Source organism: Methylobacterium nonmethylotrophicum, from assembly GCF_004745635.1.
In the GTDB taxonomy this organism is placed as follows: Bacteria; Pseudomonadota; Alphaproteobacteria; order Rhizobiales; family Beijerinckiaceae; genus Methylobacterium; species Methylobacterium nonmethylotrophicum.
Genome location: NZ_SRLB01000044.1, coordinates 11425 through 26862, shown reverse-complemented (window position 1 = coordinate 26862; position 15438 = coordinate 11425). Strand labels below are relative to the sequence as shown.

The following is a 15438-nucleotide window of genomic DNA, read 5'->3' as shown; positions in this document are numbered from 1 at the left end:
CCTCGGGGACGCCGACGGCGACGCGCCAATCCGGCACGCCGGCCCGCGCATAGGCGACGAAGACGGGATCACCCTCCATCGAGGCGCCGCGCCAGCTGCCCTCCGGTCCTGTGGCCTGGCGCAGCTCGTCCGGCGCCTTGGCGCCGGTGAACCGCTCCGCCGCCCGCGTGCGGGTCAGGACGCGGTCGTCGCGGTCGATGACGGTCATCACCCAGCCGTCGGGCAGGCCGCCGGAGGCCAGCACGTCGCGGATCCGCGTCGTCGGCAGGGCGAAGGACAGGAGGTAGAGCACCGCGTCGCCGCCCCGGCGCAGGACCGGCACCGTCACCCGGAAGCGTCCGTCGACGACGCCCGAGACCGTCGGCCGTCCGCCGAGCGCCGCCTCGTCGGTGGCGTCGAGGCGCTCCGGCATCGGCTCGCTGCCGAGGTCGATCAGGCGACGCCCGTCCGGGTCGCGCAGGGTCGCCGGCAGGCCGCTGCGGCGGGCCAGCTCCTGCACCTGCTCCCGGAAGGCCGTCACGTCCCCGCGCTGCAGCGCGTTGGCGAGGCCCAACGTTTCGAGGGTGGCGACGAGGTTGGCCACCTCCCGGTCCACCGCCGCCGCCTCCATCCGGGCGCGGCCGAGCGCCTCGCTCTCCAGGCGGTCCCGGGCCGCGACGGCGAACTGCCACAGCACGACGCCCCCGAAGACCAGGATCGGCAGCGCCAGGCCGAGGGCGAAGACGACGAGGCGGCGCACGATCGAGCCGGGACGGGCGGACGGCGTCGCACCAAGCGGGGCAGGCCCCCGCGGGGCCGCGGGGGCCTGCATCACCATGGAGTCGTGGTCCTACTCGCCGGGCTCGACGTAGAGCACCCCGCCTCGGCCCAAGAATTCCGCCGATTTTTGGGCCATGCCGGCCTGGCGGTCCGCCTCGCTGAGCGGTGTGGCATCGGCGACCCCAGCGCCGGCCGCCTCGATCGCCAGCACCTCGGCGCGCAGGTCCTGGGTGATCTTCATCGAGCAGAATTTCGGGCCGCACATCGAGCAGAAATGCGCGACCTTGTGGGCGTCCTTCGGCAGGGTCTCGTCGTGGTAGGCCCGCGCCGTGTCGGGATCGAGCGACAGGTTGAACTGGTCCTCCCAGCGGAAGTCGAACCGGGCCCGCGACAGGGCGTCGTCCCGCTCCCGCGCCGCCGGGTGGCCCTTGGCGAGGTCGGCGGCATGGGCGGCGATCTTGTAGGTGATGACGCCGGTCTTCACGTCGTCGCGGTTCGGCAGGCCGAGATGCTCCTTCGGGGTCACGTAGCAGAGCATCGCGGTGCCGAACCAGCCGATCATCGCCGCGCCGATGCCGGAGGTGATGTGGTCGTAGCCGGGCGCCACGTCGGTGGTGAGCGGGCCCAGCGTGTAGAACGGCGCCTCGCCGCACGCGGCGAGCTGCTTGTCCATGTTGACCTTGATCTTGTGCATCGGCACGTGGCCGGGGCCCTCGATCATCACCTGGCAGCCCTTGGCGTGGGCGATCGTCGTCAGCTCGCCCAGGGTCTTGAGCTCGGCGAACTGCGCCGCGTCGTTGGCGTCGGCGATCGAGCCCGGGCGCAGGCCGTCGCCGAGGGAGAACGACACGTCGTAGGCCCGGCAGATGTCGCAGATCTCCTCGAACCGCTCGTAGAGGAACGATTCCCGGTGCCCGGCGAGGCACCAGCGCGCCATGATCGAGCCGCCGCGGGAGACGATGCCGGTGACGCGCCGCGCCGTCAGCGGCACGTGGGCGAGGCGCACGCCGGCATGGATGGTGAAGTAATCCACGCCTTGCTCGGCCTGCTCGATCAGCGTGTCCTTGAACACCTCCCAGTCGAGCTTGAGCGGATCGCCGCCGACCTTCTCCAGCGCCTGGTAGATCGGCACCGTGCCGATCGGCACGGGCGCGTTGCGCAGGATCCAGCCGCGGATGTTGTGGATGTTGCGGCCCGTCGAGAGGTCCATCACCGTGTCGGCGCCCCAGCGGATCGCCCACACCATCTTCTCGACCTCCTCGGCCGCCGACGAGGTCACGGCCGAGTTGCCGATATTGGCGTTGATCTTGACCAGGAAGTTGCGGCCGATCGCCATCGGCTCGAGTTCGGTGTGGTTGATGTTGGCCGGGATGATCGCCCGCCCCCGCGCCACCTCGTCGCGCACGAATTCGGGCGTGACGAAGGGCGGGACCGCCGCCCCGAAGCCCTCGCCGTCGGCGATCCTCCCTTCCGCCTCCGCCAGCATCGCCTCGCGGCAGAGATTCTCCCGGTGGGCGACGTAGATCATCTCCTCCGTGACGATCCCGGCCCGCGCGAACTCGTACTGCGTGACCGGCTGGCCCGGTGCGCCGCGGCGCACGGTGCGGGCGGCCGGGCACGGCGCCACCAGCCGGTCCGCGGCGGCAAACCCGTTGTCCTCCGGCCGCACCGCCCGGGGCGCCACGGCCTGATAGCCGCGCGCGGCGATCCAGCCGGCGCGGATCTCGGGCAGGCCGGCGGCGAGGTCGATGCGGGCCTCCGCCTCCGTGTAGGGGCCGGAGGGATCGTAGACCCGCACCGGCGGCTCGCTCGCGTCGGAGAGCGCGATCGCACGGTACGGCACCAGGATGTCGGGGCGGTCCTTCGGTGAGGCGTAGGCCTTGGCCGAGCCGGTGACCGGCCCGGTGGTGACGCTCTGCGGCAGGTCTTTCGGGGGCAGGTCTTTCGCGAGGACGGGTGCGTTCATGGATCCCTCCCAGGGAGACGATCCGGCCTCGGGGCGCGAGGACGCACGGGCAAAGCCGTCATGGACTGTCGTCATGGCAGGTTCCCGTCCCTCCGCCGGTACGAACCGGATCAGGTTCAAGGGTCAGGACGCGCGCTCGTCCAATCTCAGCCCCCGTCGGCGGGGCTCCCCTCGGTAACGGGCCGACTGTCGGGTGAGGTGTGGGGTTTGTCAATCGCAAGCTGGGCGCGAAGACGCCGCGGCATCCCGGCCTCGGCCTTGAAACGCGCCGGCGCGCCGACCCAGATACGGGGGCCATCCCCCGCCTTCAGGAGCTTGCCTTGGGACGCCGAGCCCGGCGCTGGCGCGACGACGACCCCTCCACCCACGGCCCGACAGGGCCCGACCCCGTGATCTGCCCGCTCTGCGAGCGGCCGATCCCGCCCGGCGCCCGCCAGAGCCGGCATCACCTGACACCGAAGCTCAAGGGCGGCACCCACGGCGAGACCGTGCGGCTGCACCAGATCTGCCATTCGGCGATCCACGCCCGCCACAGCGAGGCGGAGCTGGCGCGGCGCCTCAGCGACGTCGGGAGCCTGCGGGCCGAACCCGAGATCGCCCGCTTCCTGGCCTGGGTGCGAACCAAGCCGGACGACTTCCACGCCGCGACGCGCATGACCCGAACCCGCCGGGAGGCCAAGCGGAGTGCGTGGTGAGATCACCCGGTCGAGCGGCGTTCGCCGCACGGACGGGTCGGCCCGGAGCGTCGCGCCCATCGCCGCTCGCGGGATCCTCAGTCGATCCCGAACAGCCGCTCCAGGAAGTTCTTGTCCTCCCGGCTCGGGCCGCCGCGGGGCGGCACCGGCGGGCGGGACGGGGGCGGGCTGCCGCCGACGAGGCTGTCGATGAAGCCGCCGAGCGTCTGCGGCTCGCCCGGGCTCGCCGCCGCGACGGCGTTGCCGCCCCGGCGCCAGCGGGCGGCGCCCGGCAGGGGCACCGGCTTGTCGCCGCGCAGGGCGGCGGTCATCACGCGGTTCCAGACCTCGACCGGCAGGTTGCCGCCGGAGACGCGCTTGGTCGCCTCGTTGTCGTCGTTGCCGAGCCAGACGCCGGTGACGAGGGTGCCGGAATAGCCGACCACCCACGCATCCTTGAAGTCCTGGGTGGTGCCGGTCTTGCCGGCGAGGTCCCAGCCCGGGATGTCGCCCTTCTTCGCCGTGCCGCTGGCGAAGACCTCGTGCATCATCGCGTTCATCATGCCGACGGCGCCGGGCTCGATCACCCGGCCGAGGCCGCTGGGCCCGCGCTTGTAGACGCTGCGGCCGTCGACGGTCTTCACGCTGGCGATCACGTAGGGGATCACCCCGGTGCCGCCATTGGCGAAGGCCGCGTAGGCGCCGACGAGCTCGAGCGGCGTGACCTCGGAGGTGCCGAGGGCGATCGAGGCATTGGCCTGGAGGGGCGAGGTGATGCCGAGGCGCTGGGCGGTCTGCACCACCGCCTTCGGGCCGACCTCCTGGCTGAGCCGCACCGCCACGGTGTTGACGGAGTGGGCCAAAGCCTCGCGCAGGGTGATGGGCCCGCTGAAGCTGCGCGAGAAGTTCTCCGGGCTCCAGCCCTTGATGGAGACCGGCGCGTCGTCGCGGACCGTGTCGGGCGTCAGGCCGCGCTCGACCGCCGCCAGGTAGACGAAGGGCTTGAAGGCCGAGCCGGGCTGGCGCTTGGCCGTGGTGGCCCGGTTGAACTGGCTCTGGGCGTAGTCGCGCCCGCCGATCAGCGCCCGGATCGCCCCGTCCGGCCGCATCGCCACGACGGCGCCCTGGGCGACGTTGAAGCGTCCACCCTTCTGGTTCAGCTCGTCGACCAGCGCCCGCTCGGCGATCCCCTGCAGGCTCGGGTCGACGGTGGTCTGGACCGAGACGTCGGTCTCGATCTTGCCGACGTAATCGTCGAGGACGTCCATCACGAGGTCGGCGACGTAGTTGGCCGAGCCGCCGCCCGCCGCGCGGGCGGGCTTGGCCGGCTGGGCCAGCGCCGCCGTGACGTCGTTCGGCTTGGCGAAGCCCAGGTCCTGCATCGCCGCGAGCACCTGGGCGGCGCGGGCTTGCGCCGCCGCGAGGTTGCGGTTGGGGGCAAGGCGCGACGGGGCCTGGACGAGGCCCCCGAGCATCGCGGCCTCGGCCAGGGTCACGTCCTTGGCGGGCTTGGCGAAGTAGCGCTGCGCCGCCGCCTCGACGCCGTAGGCGCCGGCGCCGAAATAGACCCGGTTGAGATAGAGCGCGAGGATCTCGTCCTTCGAATACGTGTGCTCGAGCCAGAGCGCCAGGATCGCCTCCTGGATCTTGCGCGAGGCGGTGCGCTCCTGGGTCAGGAACAGGTTCTTGGCGAGCTGCTGGGTCAGGGTCGAGCCGCCCTGGGCCACGCCGCGGCGGGTCAGGTTCTGGGCGATGGCGCGGGCGATGCCGATCGGGTCGATGCCGAGATGGTTGTAGAAGCGCCGATCCTCGATCGCCACGAAGGCGCGGGGCAGGTAGGGCGGCAATTCGCGGATGCTCACCGTGCGGCCGCCGGTCTCGCCGCGGTTGGCCAGGAGCGAGCCGTCGGAGGCCAGGATCGCGATGTTGGGCGGGCGCTTCGGGACGGCCAGCTGGTCGATCGGCGGCAGCTGCGAGGCGTGGTAGGCCACGATGCCGGCGACCGCCACGAGGCCCCACAGGCCGAGGATCAACGTGGCGTGGACGAGGTGGCCGAGGAGCGAGCGCCGCCGGCGCGGCGCCGCGACCGCGCGGCCGCGCGCAGGCTTCTTCGCTCGCTTGCCGGCGTCCTTGCCGGCTCCGCCCGCCGTTGACTTCGCGGTTCCCTTGGCCACGCCGCCCCCCGCCCGGTCGCCGCGCGAGAGGCGCAGGTCGAGGATCGCCGGGTCCGCGGGCCCGTCCGCCTCGAACCGCGGCTCGACCCGACGTGTCCGCTCGCGTCCCTTCGCCATCCTGCCGTTTTCCCATCGCCCCCGGACGAGCCGGTCCGCGCGGGGCATTCAAGGCACGTTAAATGAGGCGGGTTTAAGGGCCGTTAACCGAAATTTTCCTCTGCAAATCCGGGGGCTTAGCCGATGGGCGGACGGGCTGCGGCAAGCCGCGCCGGAACGGCGCGCACCCGCGAGCGTTGCGGTCGCTCTAACACGGAGCCGACATGCTGCACCTGCTGGTCGCGGATGGAAACGAGCGGTCCGGCCGCGCGACGCACGAATCGGTCTGCGGCAAGACCTCGGCCGAGACCTATGCGGGCGTCCTGCAGCACCTCGCGCCGGACGCGGTCTGCCACCTGGCGGCCCCGGCCGATGCGGACGCGGTGCTGCCCCGGGCGCTCACCGCGTGCGACGCCCTGGTGCTCACCGGCTCGACCCTGCATGTCCAGGACGGCGGCCCCGCGGTGACCCGGCAATGCGACCTGGTGCGGGCGGCCCTGGCGGCCGGCCTGCCGGTCTTCGGCTCGTGCTGGGGCGTGCAGGTCGCCGCCACGATCGCGGGCGGCCGGGCCGCCCGCAACCCGCGCGGCCCGGAATACGGGCTCGCCCGCGCCATCAGCCGGACGCCGGCGGGAGCGGACCACCCGCTGCTCGCCGGCCGGCCGCCGGCCTGGGACGCGCCGGCCATCCACGACGACGCGGTGATCGACCCGCCGCCGGGCAGCACGGTGCTGGCCGGCAACGACCGCCTCGACGTCCAGGCGATCGAGATCCGGGTCGGCGACGGGGTGTTCTGGGGCACGCAGTACCATCCCGAGCTCGACCTCGACGAGGTCGCGGCGATGCTGCGCCTCTCCGCCGCCGGGGTGGTGGAAGCCGGCCTGTGCCCGGACGAGGCGGCGCTCCACGCCTATGCCGATGCCCTGCGCGACCTGCACCGCGACCCGGAGGGACGGCCCGACCTCGCCTGGCGCCTCGGCGTCACCGCCGAGGTGCTGGTGCCGGAGCGGCGGCGGCGCGAGATCGGGAACTTCCTCGACCGGCTGGTGCGGGTGCGCCGACGCGCCGCCTGACGGCCCTCAGGCCGCCCGCACGCCGCGCAGGAACCGCTCGACCTCGGCCCCGAGATGCTCGGCCTGGTGCGTCAGCGCGCCCGCGGAGGCGAGCACCCGGTCGGCGGCGGAGCCGGTCTGGTCGGCGGCCTCCGCGACGGCGCCGATGGTCGCGGTGAGCGACCCGGTGCCGGAGGCGGCCCGGTCCATGGCGCGGATGATCTCCTGCGTCGCCGCGCCCTGCTCCTCCACCGCCGCCGCGACCGCGGCCGCGACGCCGTCGATGCCGCGGATGCGCCCGCCGATCGCCTCGATCGCCCGGACGGCATCGCGGGTGGCGCCCTGGATGCGGCCGATCTGGCCGCCGATCTCCTCGGTGGCCCGGGCGGTCTGGGCGGCAAGCTCCTTGACCTCGGCGGCCACCACCGCGAAGCCGCGGCCGGCGGCGCCGGCCCGCGCGGCCTCGATCGTCGCGTTGAGGGCCAGAAGGTTGGTCTGGTCGGCGACGCCCGAGATCATCGTCACCACGTCGCCGATGCGGGACGCGGCCTCGCTCAAGTCCCCGACCAGGGCGGCGGTCCGGTCGGCCTCGGCGACGGCGGCCCGGGCGAGGCCGGCCGACTCGCCGACCTGCTGGCCGACCTCGCGCACCGAGGCGCCGAGCTCCTCCGTCGCCGCCGCGACCGCGCCGACGTCGTCGGCCGCCTGGCCGGCGGCGGCCCTCGCCTCGGCCGAGCGCCCGGCGGCGCTGCCGGCCTGCTGCGACATGGCGCGGGCGGTCGCCTGGAGTTCGCCCGCGGCCGCCGCGACCTCGCCGACGATGCCGCCCACCGCCGCCTCGAAGGCGGCGGCCATCCGCAACACGCCCTCGCGACGGTGGTGCTCGGCGGCGCTGCGGGCCGCCTCGCCGTCGCGCTCGAGCTCCAGGAGCCGCGCCATCCGGCCTTGCGCCTCCCGCTCGGAGGCGGCGAGCCCGGCCAGCGTGCGGGCGACGGTGCGGCCGATCCAGGCCAGCATCGCCGCCTCGATCGCCAGGATCCCGGCATGCAGCAGCACCCGCTCGAGGCTGCCCCCGCTCGGGAAGACGGCGGCCGGCAGGGCGAGGTCGAGGACGAGATGGTGCAGGGCCGTGGCGCCGGTGGCTGTCAGGATGACGCGCCAGTCGCACCAGCCGGCCAGCACCGCCAGGCAGGCGAAGAAGTACATGTGCAGGTCGATCTGCCAGGGATGGCCGGCGCTGGCGTAGAGCAGCACCGCCGCCATCCCGACGAGGGCCAGGGCGGTGGCGATCCGGGTCCGCAGTCCGATCGGGTCGCGCCACCAGGACAGGGTGGCGAGGCCGGCGATCAGGGCCGCGACCGCGGCCGGGCCGGCCGAGACCCCGGCGCCGGCCATGAGCGGCACCGCGGCGGCGACCGGCAGGTGGGCCCAGAGCAGGCCGATCAGGATACGGGCGAAGGAGCGGCGGAGATCGTCGATGTCGGTCATCATCGGGCAGGGCTCGAGGGTGGTGAGGGATTTTTGGGCATCGCGACGGGGTCGCAGCCGCCGGCGACGGCCGGATCGAGCACCAGCCAGGCGCCGGCGCCGTAGAGGCGCCGCACGAAGCCCGCCTCGTCCGATCGCGCTACCACCAGCCCGGCGCCGCCCGCCCGCAGGAGCGTGCCGCCCGCCGCCGCCACGATCGCGACCGCGTCGCGCGCGCCGCCCCCGGGCCGACCGAGCACCGCCACCGTCTCCGACCGCGGCAGGGCGACGACCAGCAGCGGAGTGAGGAGCAGGAGCAGCAGGCCGGCACCGTCCCGGAGGCGGGCTCGCGCATCCATCCCGGTTCGCTCCGGTTCCGTGAACTAACGGGAAAATTGCGTCAAAATCGCTGGCGAGTGGTAAACGCAAGTCATCGCAACACTAGCGGAACGACCGGCAGGCCGGATCCCGGATGATCAGGAATAAATGCAGATCCGTCCTCTCAGTCATGGCCCCGACATGACGACGGCGCCCCGAGGGGCGCCGCGCGAGGGCGGACCGGAGCCCCGGCCTCAGGTCGGGCGCACCGGGGCGAGGTGCGGCGCCGGGCGCGGCTGCTCCTCGCGGACGAGGTGGAGGGCGGCGGGCCGGCGGAACAGGAACCGGGCCGGGGTGTGACGCACCAGCCGCTCGATCCCGAGGGGGATCGCCACCGCCGCCAGCGTCACCGCGAGGGAGACGAGCCCGACATCGTCGACGATGCCGCTGCGGATGAAGGCGGTGCGCGCCGCCGCCATCGGCAGGAAGAACGCGAGGTAGATCACGATCGAGCGCTCGCCGCAGGCGCGCAACGCCGCGGTCACCGGGCCGCCGGCCCGGGTCAGCAGCGCGGCCGCCGCCACGATGGCGAGCGCCCCGGCCGCCCCCAGCCCCAGGCTCACGCCCGGCAGGCTCGCCAGCGTCGGATGGGCCGGCACCCCGGAAGCCGTGAAGGCGAGCACGCCCTCGATCACCGCCCAGGCGGCGAGGCCGAGGAGCGCGAGGGCCGCCTTCTCCCGCACCGCGTCGGCGAGCGCGAAGATGCGGGCCGCGAAGAGGGTGCCGCCGACGAAGTAGACGAAGCGGGCGCAGAACTCGTCGACGAGGGTCGAGCCGGTCTCGATCCCGGCGAGCTGCAGCAAGGCGGCGCCGATCAGCAGCAGCGGCCCGGGCACCCGGCGCAGGAGCTTCACGGCGACCGAGAACACCGCCAGCAGGTAGATGAACCACAGGGTCGAGTAGGGCTCGATCAACCCGTGGGCGAGATGGGCGAGGAACGCCGCCGGGCCCGCCCCGTCGGTGACCTGGCCGTACTTCACCGCCGACTGGATCACCAGCCAGAGCAGGTAGAAGTAGGCGAAGTGGACGATGCGCCGGTCGGCGAACAGCCGCCAGTCGCGGTCGACGACGCGGCCGACGAACAGGCCGGACAGGAGGAAGAAGTCCGGGATCCGGAACGGTTTGGCGAAGGCGACGACGTGGTGCATGAAGCCCTCGGCCCCCATCGCCTCGCCGACCCCGAGGGTCGCGTGCATCATCACCACCAGGATGATGCAGATACCCTTGGCGACGTCGACCCAGGCGAGGCGCTGCGGGTCCGTCGCGGCGCACGGCCGGACCGAGGTCACGGGTTCAGTGTCGGGGCGGGCGGGCATCGGGCGTCTCCAGGCGGATGGGCCGAGGCTCGCAGGGAGACGTAAAGATCGGCGCACCGGCGGCGGGTCGGATTGCGCGGCACGTCGCAAGGCCGGGTTTACCGTGACGCGACCGCGGGCACACAGGACGCGGCACCGAGCGAATGGCGCCATCGGGCGGCCCGCCCGGTGCAAGCTCGCCCCGCCCCCGGCCTGGAACGGGCCTGCCTCGGCCATCGAAGCGCGGCGATAGCGATGCGCCCCTCACGTGTCGTGACCGAGCAAATTTAAGTCAGCGCCTTGTAAGGATTTCCGGCGGAGACGGAGACCGCCGAACTCGTTTGTCCAGCGAGCTGCGAATGATCAGCCCCCACGGGGTGGCCCGAGTGGAATGTTAGGGTCAGGTGCGCCGATGGGGTGGGAGACGTCCAGCCCAAGAGTTCCCGAGACTGCCCGGATCGAAGGCTAGGTCGCACTAATGTGCCTAACTCTTAGGCATATCGCATGAATATATTGCAAAGATCGCAAAATACGTGGAATATTCACACGAAATGTGGTGGGTTCTGCCATCCCTTGGAAGCGCCAAGTCGGCAACCTGCGGCTTGGCTGGCGTGCTGCCGCATCGGAGGACACCATGATCGCGCGAATTCTCGTGGCAGCCGCGCTCACCGTGACGGCGTTCGGGGCAAGCGCACAGGTCAAGGTCGGGGTGATCTCGTCCTCGACCGGGCCGGTGTCGGTGGTCGGGATCCAGCAGAAGAACACCGTCGAGATCCTGCCCCGCAAGATCGGCTCGCTCGACGTCGCTTACGTCTTCCTCGACGACGCCAGCGATCCGACGCAGTCGGTCAAGAACGTCCAGAGGCTGCTGATCGAGGACAAGGTCGACGCGATCATCGGACCGTCCGGCACGCCGGGCGCGATGGCGGTGCTGCCGTTCATCGCCGAGGCGAAGACACCGCTGCTGGCGCCGGTCGGCAGCACGGCGGTGGTACTGCCGATGGATGCCCAGCGCCGCTGGGTCTTCAAGACCACCCAGAACGACGACCTCGTGATGGACGCCCTGTTCGGCGAACTGAAGAAGAGCGGAGGCAAGACGCTCGCCTTCATCGGCACCAGCGACCCCCTCGGCGAGAGCTTCGAGAAGGCCGCGCGGATCGCGGCCGAGAAGACGGGCATCCGGATCGTCGCGAGCGAGCGCTATGCCCGCACCGACACCTCGGTCACGGGCCAGGCGCTGCGGATCCTGTCGGCCAACCCCGACGCGGTGCTGATCGGGACCGCCGGCGCCGCGACGATCCTGCCGGAGGTCACCCTGGTCGATCAGGGCTATCGCGGCCGGCTCGTCCAGACGCACGGCGCGGCCACACCGGAATTCCTGAAACTCGGCGGCAAGAAGGTCGAGGGGACGCTGCTCGCCGCAAGCCCGATGCTGGTCCTCAACGAACTGGGTGACGACGTCCCGTCGAAGCGCGTCGCCCTCGCCTATATCGACCGCTACAAGGCGAAGTACGGCACCGAGCCAGGGACTTTCGGCGCCAACGTGTTCGATGCCGGCCTGCTGCTGGAGCGAGCCGTCCCGATCGCCGCCGCCAGGGCCCGTCCCGGCACGCCCGAGTTCCGGGCGGCCCTGCGCGACGCGATCGAGGGCACCCGCGACCTCGTCGGCGCCCAGGGGGTCTACAACATGACGCCCGAGGACCATAGCGGCTTCGATGCCCGCAACGTCGTGCCGATCGTGGTCAAGAACGGGACGTGGACGCTGCTGAAGAAGTAGTCCGCACGGTCCGGTCACGCTCCTCGATTCCACTCGCGTCGAACCGTCTCGTAGTCTGCCTGGAGTCGAGACCTTGACACCATTCGTCGCCCTCTATCTCGCCCAGGACGGAATTGCCAACGGCGCCATCTATGCGCTCCTGGCGATCGCGATCGTCCTGGTGTTTTCCGTGACGCGGGTGATCTTCATCCCGCTCGGCGAGTTCGTCGCTTTCGGGGCGCTGACCTATCTCGGGCTTCAGGAAGGCAACGGCGGCGCCACCGCCGGTCTCGTCGGGCTTCTCGCGATGGCCTGCCTCGCGGTGGAGGCGGTCGCCGGCCTGCGCCGCGGGCGTCCGGTGCCGGCCCTGCGAGCGGGCCTGCGCCAGGCCGCTTTGCCCCTCGGCCTTGCCCTCGGCAGCGTCGTGCTGCCCACGGCCGGGTTCCCCCTCGCCGTCAATGCCGTCCTGGCGGTCGCCCTGGTGGCGGCTTTGGGCCCGCTGCTCTACCGGCTGGTCTACCAGCCCCTCGCCGAGGCGTCGGTCCTCACCCTGCTGATCGTGTCGGTGGCGCTCCATCTCGTGCTGGTCGGCGGCGCCCTGGCGCTGTTCGGGCCCGGGGGCGTGCGCTTGGCCCCGCTCCTCGACCTGCGCGTTCCAATCCTCGACGTGCCGGTCACCGGTCAGACCGTGATGACGCTGGCCACGACCGTGCTCCTGATCGGCGCGCTCTCCTGGGCCTCCCGCAACACGCTCTACGGCAAGGCGATGCGCGCGGCGGCGATCAACCCGGTCGGCGCGCGGCTGATGGGGATCTCGGCGCCGCTCGCCGGCCGGCTGTGCTTCCTGATCGCCGGCATCATCGGGGCGCTGTCGGGGGTCATCGCCGCCTCCTCGACCACGATCCTCTACGACACCGGCTTCCTGCTCGGGCTGAAGGGCTTCGTCGGGGCGATCCTCGGCGGTCTCGCGAGCTTCCCCCTCGCGGCCCTCGGGGCGGTGCTGGTCGGCCTTTTGGAGAGCTACGCCTCGTTCTTCGCCAGCGCCTACAAGGAGGTGATCGTCTTCGGCCTGGTGGTGCCGATCCTGCTGGCGCGCACCCTCCGCCAGGGTCGCCTGAACGAGGACGACCACGAGGCAGCGCCGGTGGTCGTCCTCGACGATAGCCCGGAGGCGCTGCGGCGGCAGGCCTGGACGCAGCGGGCGCTAACGGCCGCCTTCGTCGCCGGCCTCGCCGCGGCCCCCTTCGTCCTGTCCGACTATTCCCTCGCCATCCTCGACTATGTCGGCCTCGCGGCGATCGTGGCGCTCGGCCTCGTGCTGCTCACCGGGATCGCCGGGCTGACCTCCTTCGCCCAGGCGGCCTATGTCGGGCTCGGCGCCTACATCACCGGCTACCTGTCCTCGGCCTACGGCCTGTCGCCCTGGCTCACCCTGCCGGCGGTCCTCGTGGCCTCCGGCGTGCTGGCGCTCGCCGCCGGCCTGCTGACGGTCCGGCTGTCGGGCCACTATCTGCCGCTCGCGACCCTCGCGCTCGGCCTCGTCGCCTACTCCCTGTTCGGCACCCTGGAGGTGACCGGCGGCCAGTCCGGCATGGCCAACGTGCCCGGACTGACCTTCTTCGGCCATCCGCTCCAGGGGCCGCGGCCGTTCTACGCCGTCATCTGGGTCGCCGTCCTCGGGGGCATGCTCGCCCTGCGCAACCTGCTCGATTCCCGCCCCGGCCGGGCGATCCGTGCCCTGAGGTCCGGCCTGGTGATGGCCGAGAGCGTCGGCGTCGACACCCGCCTGATGAAGATCGCAAGCTTCGTCGTCGCCTGCCTGCTCGCCGGGTTCTCGGGCTGGCTCTACGCCCATTTCCAGCGCTTCCTGAACCCGTCGCCGTTCTCGATCACCCAGGGCATCAACTACCTGTTCATGGCGGTGATCGGCGGCGCCGGCAGCCTCTTCGGCGCGGTGACGGGGGCCGCGATCGTGGTGATGGGCAACCAGTGGCTCCAGTCGGTGCTGCCGCGGCTTCTCGGGGCGCAGGGCGATTTCGAGGTCATCGTGTTCGGGCTCGCGGCCATCCTGATGCTGCAATGGCTGCCGAACGGGATCTGGCCGGCCGTGGCGGCCCTGCTGCGGCTGCGGCCCCCCGGCGCCGGCCCGCCCGCCCTCGGCACCCCGGCCCTGACGGCCCGCGACAAGCCGGGCCTGGGCGAGACGGTTCTGGCGGTGCGCGGGATCCACAAGGCGTTCGGCGCCCTGATGGCCAACCGCGACATCAGCCTCGACGTGCGGGCCGGCGAGATCCTGGCGCTGATCGGCCCGAACGGAGCCGGCAAGAGCACCCTGTTCGACATCGTCTCTGGCATCACCCCGCCGACCTCCGGCACGGTCGCGTTCCGCGGGCGGACCGGACTGTCCTTGCGGGCGCTGTCGCTCGGCGGCATGGGACGCACCTTCCAGCATGTCCGCATCCTTCCCGGCATGTCGGTGCTCGACAACGTGGCGCTCGGCGCCCATGCCCGCGGCCGCAGCGGGCTGGTCCGTGCGGCCCTGCGCCTGGACCGGGGCGAGGAGGCCCGGATCATCGCCGAGGCCCAGCGCCAGCTCGATCGGGTCGGCCTCGGTCACCTCGCGATGCGGAGCGCCGGAAGCCTGTCGCTGGGCCAGCAGCGCCTGCTCGAGATCGCCCGGGCGCTCGCCAGCGATCCTTGCCTCCTGCTCCTCGACGAGCCGGCCGCCGGCCTGCGCCACCTGGAGAAGCAGGCCCTCGCGGACCTGCTGGTCCAGCTCCGGTCGGAGGGAATGGGTATCCTCCTCGTCGAGCACGACATGGATTTCCTCATGGGAATCGCCGACCGCGTCCTCGTCATCCAGTTCGGCGTGAAACTCGCCGAGGGCGATCCCTCGTCGATCCAGCGCAACCCGGCCGTGATCGAGGCCTATCTCGGAGCCGCCGCATGACCGTCGCGGCCTTTCCCGCCCCTTCCCGCAAGCCCGTCCTGGAGGTCCGCGACGTCCGCATCGCCTACGGAAGGGTCGAGGCGGTCCGGGACGTGTCGCTGACGATCCGCGAGGGCGAGATCGTCGCGATCATCGGGCCGAACGGCGCCGGCAAGACGACGCTGCTCGCCGGCCTGATGGGCCTGCTTCCCCTGTCCGGCACCATGGCGGTGTTCGGCGAGACCTTGGCCGACGGGCCCGAGGTCGGCGCGCTCGTGCGGCGCGGGGTGGCCCTCATCCCCGAGAAGCGCGAACTCTTCACCAGCCTGTCGGTCGAGGACAACCTGCGTCTCGGTGCCTTCGACCGCTATCGCCGCGGCGACCGCACCCTCGCGGCGAGCCTGTCCGAGATCTACGCCCTGTTCCCCCGCCTGCACGAGCGCAGGGAACAGGCCGCCGGAACGCTCTCCGGCGGCGAGCGGCAGATGCTCGCGATGGGGCGGGCCCTCATGTCGGCGCCTAAGCTCCTGATGCTCGACGAGCCCAGCCTCGGCCTGGCGCCGCTCGTGACCCGCGACATCCTCGCGACGGTCGCTCGTTTGCGGGATCGCGGCCTCTCCTGCCTGCTCGTCGAGCAGAACGCCCGCGCCGCCCTGGCGATCGCCGATACGGCCTGCGTGATGGAATCCGGCCGGTTCGTCGCGACGGGGCCGGCGCGGGACATCGCGAGCGATCCCAGGGTGATCCAGACCTATCTCGGGACGCGCTCCGGCGGCTGACCGGGACGGTGCCACCCGGGACGGGCCCCGACATGGAAGATGTTGTAATTTTCACTTGAAAATTACATTGAAATCGCTATCAGACTGAGACGCCTTGGTCGCTCGTCGCGCTC

The 15438-nt window shown here is 72.2% G+C and carries 10 protein-coding genes and 1 riboswitch; of the genes, 5 read left to right on the top strand and 5 right to left on the bottom strand.

What is annotated here, in order from left to right:
- Positions 1–829: 829 nt before the first annotated feature.
- A complete protein-coding gene (gene thiC / locus EU555_RS32215) occupies positions 830–2725 on the bottom strand; it encodes a phosphomethylpyrimidine synthase ThiC (RefSeq protein ID WP_135419418.1) in 1896 nt (631 codons plus the stop codon).
- Positions 2726–2795: 70 nt separating this feature from the next.
- Positions 2796–2907: riboswitch (TPP riboswitch) on the bottom strand.
- Between the two features lie 138 nt (positions 2908–3045).
- Between thiC and EU555_RS32210 the strand changes: the two genes are divergently transcribed.
- Complete coding sequence (locus EU555_RS32210; protein ID WP_135419417.1) at positions 3046–3420, top strand: HNH endonuclease family protein; 375 nt, start codon at positions 3046–3048, stop codon at positions 3418–3420.
- A gap of 77 nt (positions 3421–3497) precedes the next feature.
- On the opposite strand, the gene EU555_RS32205 is transcribed toward EU555_RS32210, so the two are convergent.
- Complete coding sequence (locus EU555_RS32205; RefSeq protein WP_135419416.1) at positions 3498–5690, bottom strand: transglycosylase domain-containing protein; 2193 nt, start codon at positions 5688–5690, stop codon at positions 3498–3500.
- A gap of 203 nt (positions 5691–5893) precedes the next feature.
- Between EU555_RS32205 and EU555_RS32200 the strand changes: the two genes are divergently transcribed.
- Positions 5894–6742, top strand: a complete 849-nt coding sequence (locus tag EU555_RS32200) for a type 1 glutamine amidotransferase (protein ID WP_135419415.1) — start codon at positions 5894–5896, stop codon at positions 6740–6742.
- 6 nt (positions 6743–6748) lie between these two features.
- Here EU555_RS32200 and EU555_RS32195 read toward each other — a convergent pair whose 3' ends face one another.
- From EU555_RS32195 to EU555_RS32185, 3 genes are all read right to left on the bottom strand, one after another.
- Entirely contained in the window at positions 6749–8212 is a 1464-nt protein-coding gene (locus EU555_RS32195) for a methyl-accepting chemotaxis protein (RefSeq protein ID WP_245524600.1), read from the bottom strand.
- Positions 8209–8547: a hypothetical protein gene (locus EU555_RS32190; RefSeq protein ID WP_135419414.1), complete on the bottom strand. Its 339-nt coding sequence runs from the start codon at positions 8545–8547 to the stop codon at positions 8209–8211. Before EU555_RS32190 ends, EU555_RS32195 begins: the two co-directional genes overlap by 4 nt.
- Before the next feature lie 213 nt (positions 8548–8760).
- Positions 8761–9882, bottom strand: a complete 1122-nt coding sequence (locus tag EU555_RS32185) for an acyltransferase family protein (protein WP_135419413.1) — start codon at positions 9880–9882, stop codon at positions 8761–8763.
- A gap of 613 nt (positions 9883–10495) precedes the next feature.
- Between EU555_RS32185 and EU555_RS32180 the strand changes: the two genes are divergently transcribed.
- The 3 genes from EU555_RS32180 (at position 10496) to EU555_RS32170 (ending at position 15325) form a co-directional block, all read left to right on the top strand.
- Positions 10496–11638 (top strand): ABC transporter substrate-binding protein, encoded by a 1143-nt coding sequence (locus tag EU555_RS32180; RefSeq protein ID WP_135419412.1) that lies wholly within the window; start codon positions 10496–10498, stop codon positions 11636–11638.
- Positions 11639–11711: 73 nt separating this feature from the next.
- A complete protein-coding gene (locus tag EU555_RS32175; RefSeq protein WP_135419411.1) occupies positions 11712–14567 on the top strand; it encodes a branched-chain amino acid ABC transporter permease/ATP-binding protein in 2856 nt (951 codons plus the stop codon).
- On the top strand, positions 14564–15325 hold the full coding sequence (locus tag EU555_RS32170; RefSeq protein ID WP_135419410.1) for an ABC transporter ATP-binding protein: 762 nt from the start codon (positions 14564–14566) through the stop codon (positions 15323–15325). Before EU555_RS32175 ends, EU555_RS32170 begins: the two co-directional genes overlap by 4 nt.
- The last annotated feature ends 113 nt before the right edge of the window (positions 15326–15438 follow it).

Excerpts from the sequence above, each read along its gene's own strand:
- thiC (WP_135419418.1), bottom strand. The coding sequence starts at position 2,725 with ATGAACGCACCCGTCCTCGCGAAAGACCTGCCCCCGAAAGACCTGCCG.
- EU555_RS32205 (WP_135419416.1), bottom strand. The coding sequence starts at position 5,690 with ATGGCGAAGGGACGCGAGCGGACACGTCGGGTCGAGCCGCGGTTCGAG.
- EU555_RS32200 (WP_135419415.1), top strand. The coding sequence starts at position 5,894 with ATGCTGCACCTGCTGGTCGCGGATGGAAACGAGCGGTCCGGCCGCGCG.
- EU555_RS32195 (WP_245524600.1), bottom strand. The coding sequence starts at position 8,212 with ATGATGACCGACATCGACGATCTCCGCCGCTCCTTCGCCCGTATCCTG.
- EU555_RS32190 (WP_135419414.1), bottom strand. The coding sequence starts at position 8,547 with ATGGATGCGCGAGCCCGCCTCCGGGACGGTGCCGGCCTGCTGCTCCTG.
- EU555_RS32185 (WP_135419413.1), bottom strand. The coding sequence starts at position 9,882 with ATGCCCGCCCGCCCCGACACTGAACCCGTGACCTCGGTCCGGCCGTGC.
- EU555_RS32180 (WP_135419412.1), top strand. The coding sequence starts at position 10,496 with ATGATCGCGCGAATTCTCGTGGCAGCCGCGCTCACCGTGACGGCGTTC.
- EU555_RS32170 (WP_135419410.1), top strand. The coding sequence starts at position 14,564 with ATGACCGTCGCGGCCTTTCCCGCCCCTTCCCGCAAGCCCGTCCTGGAG.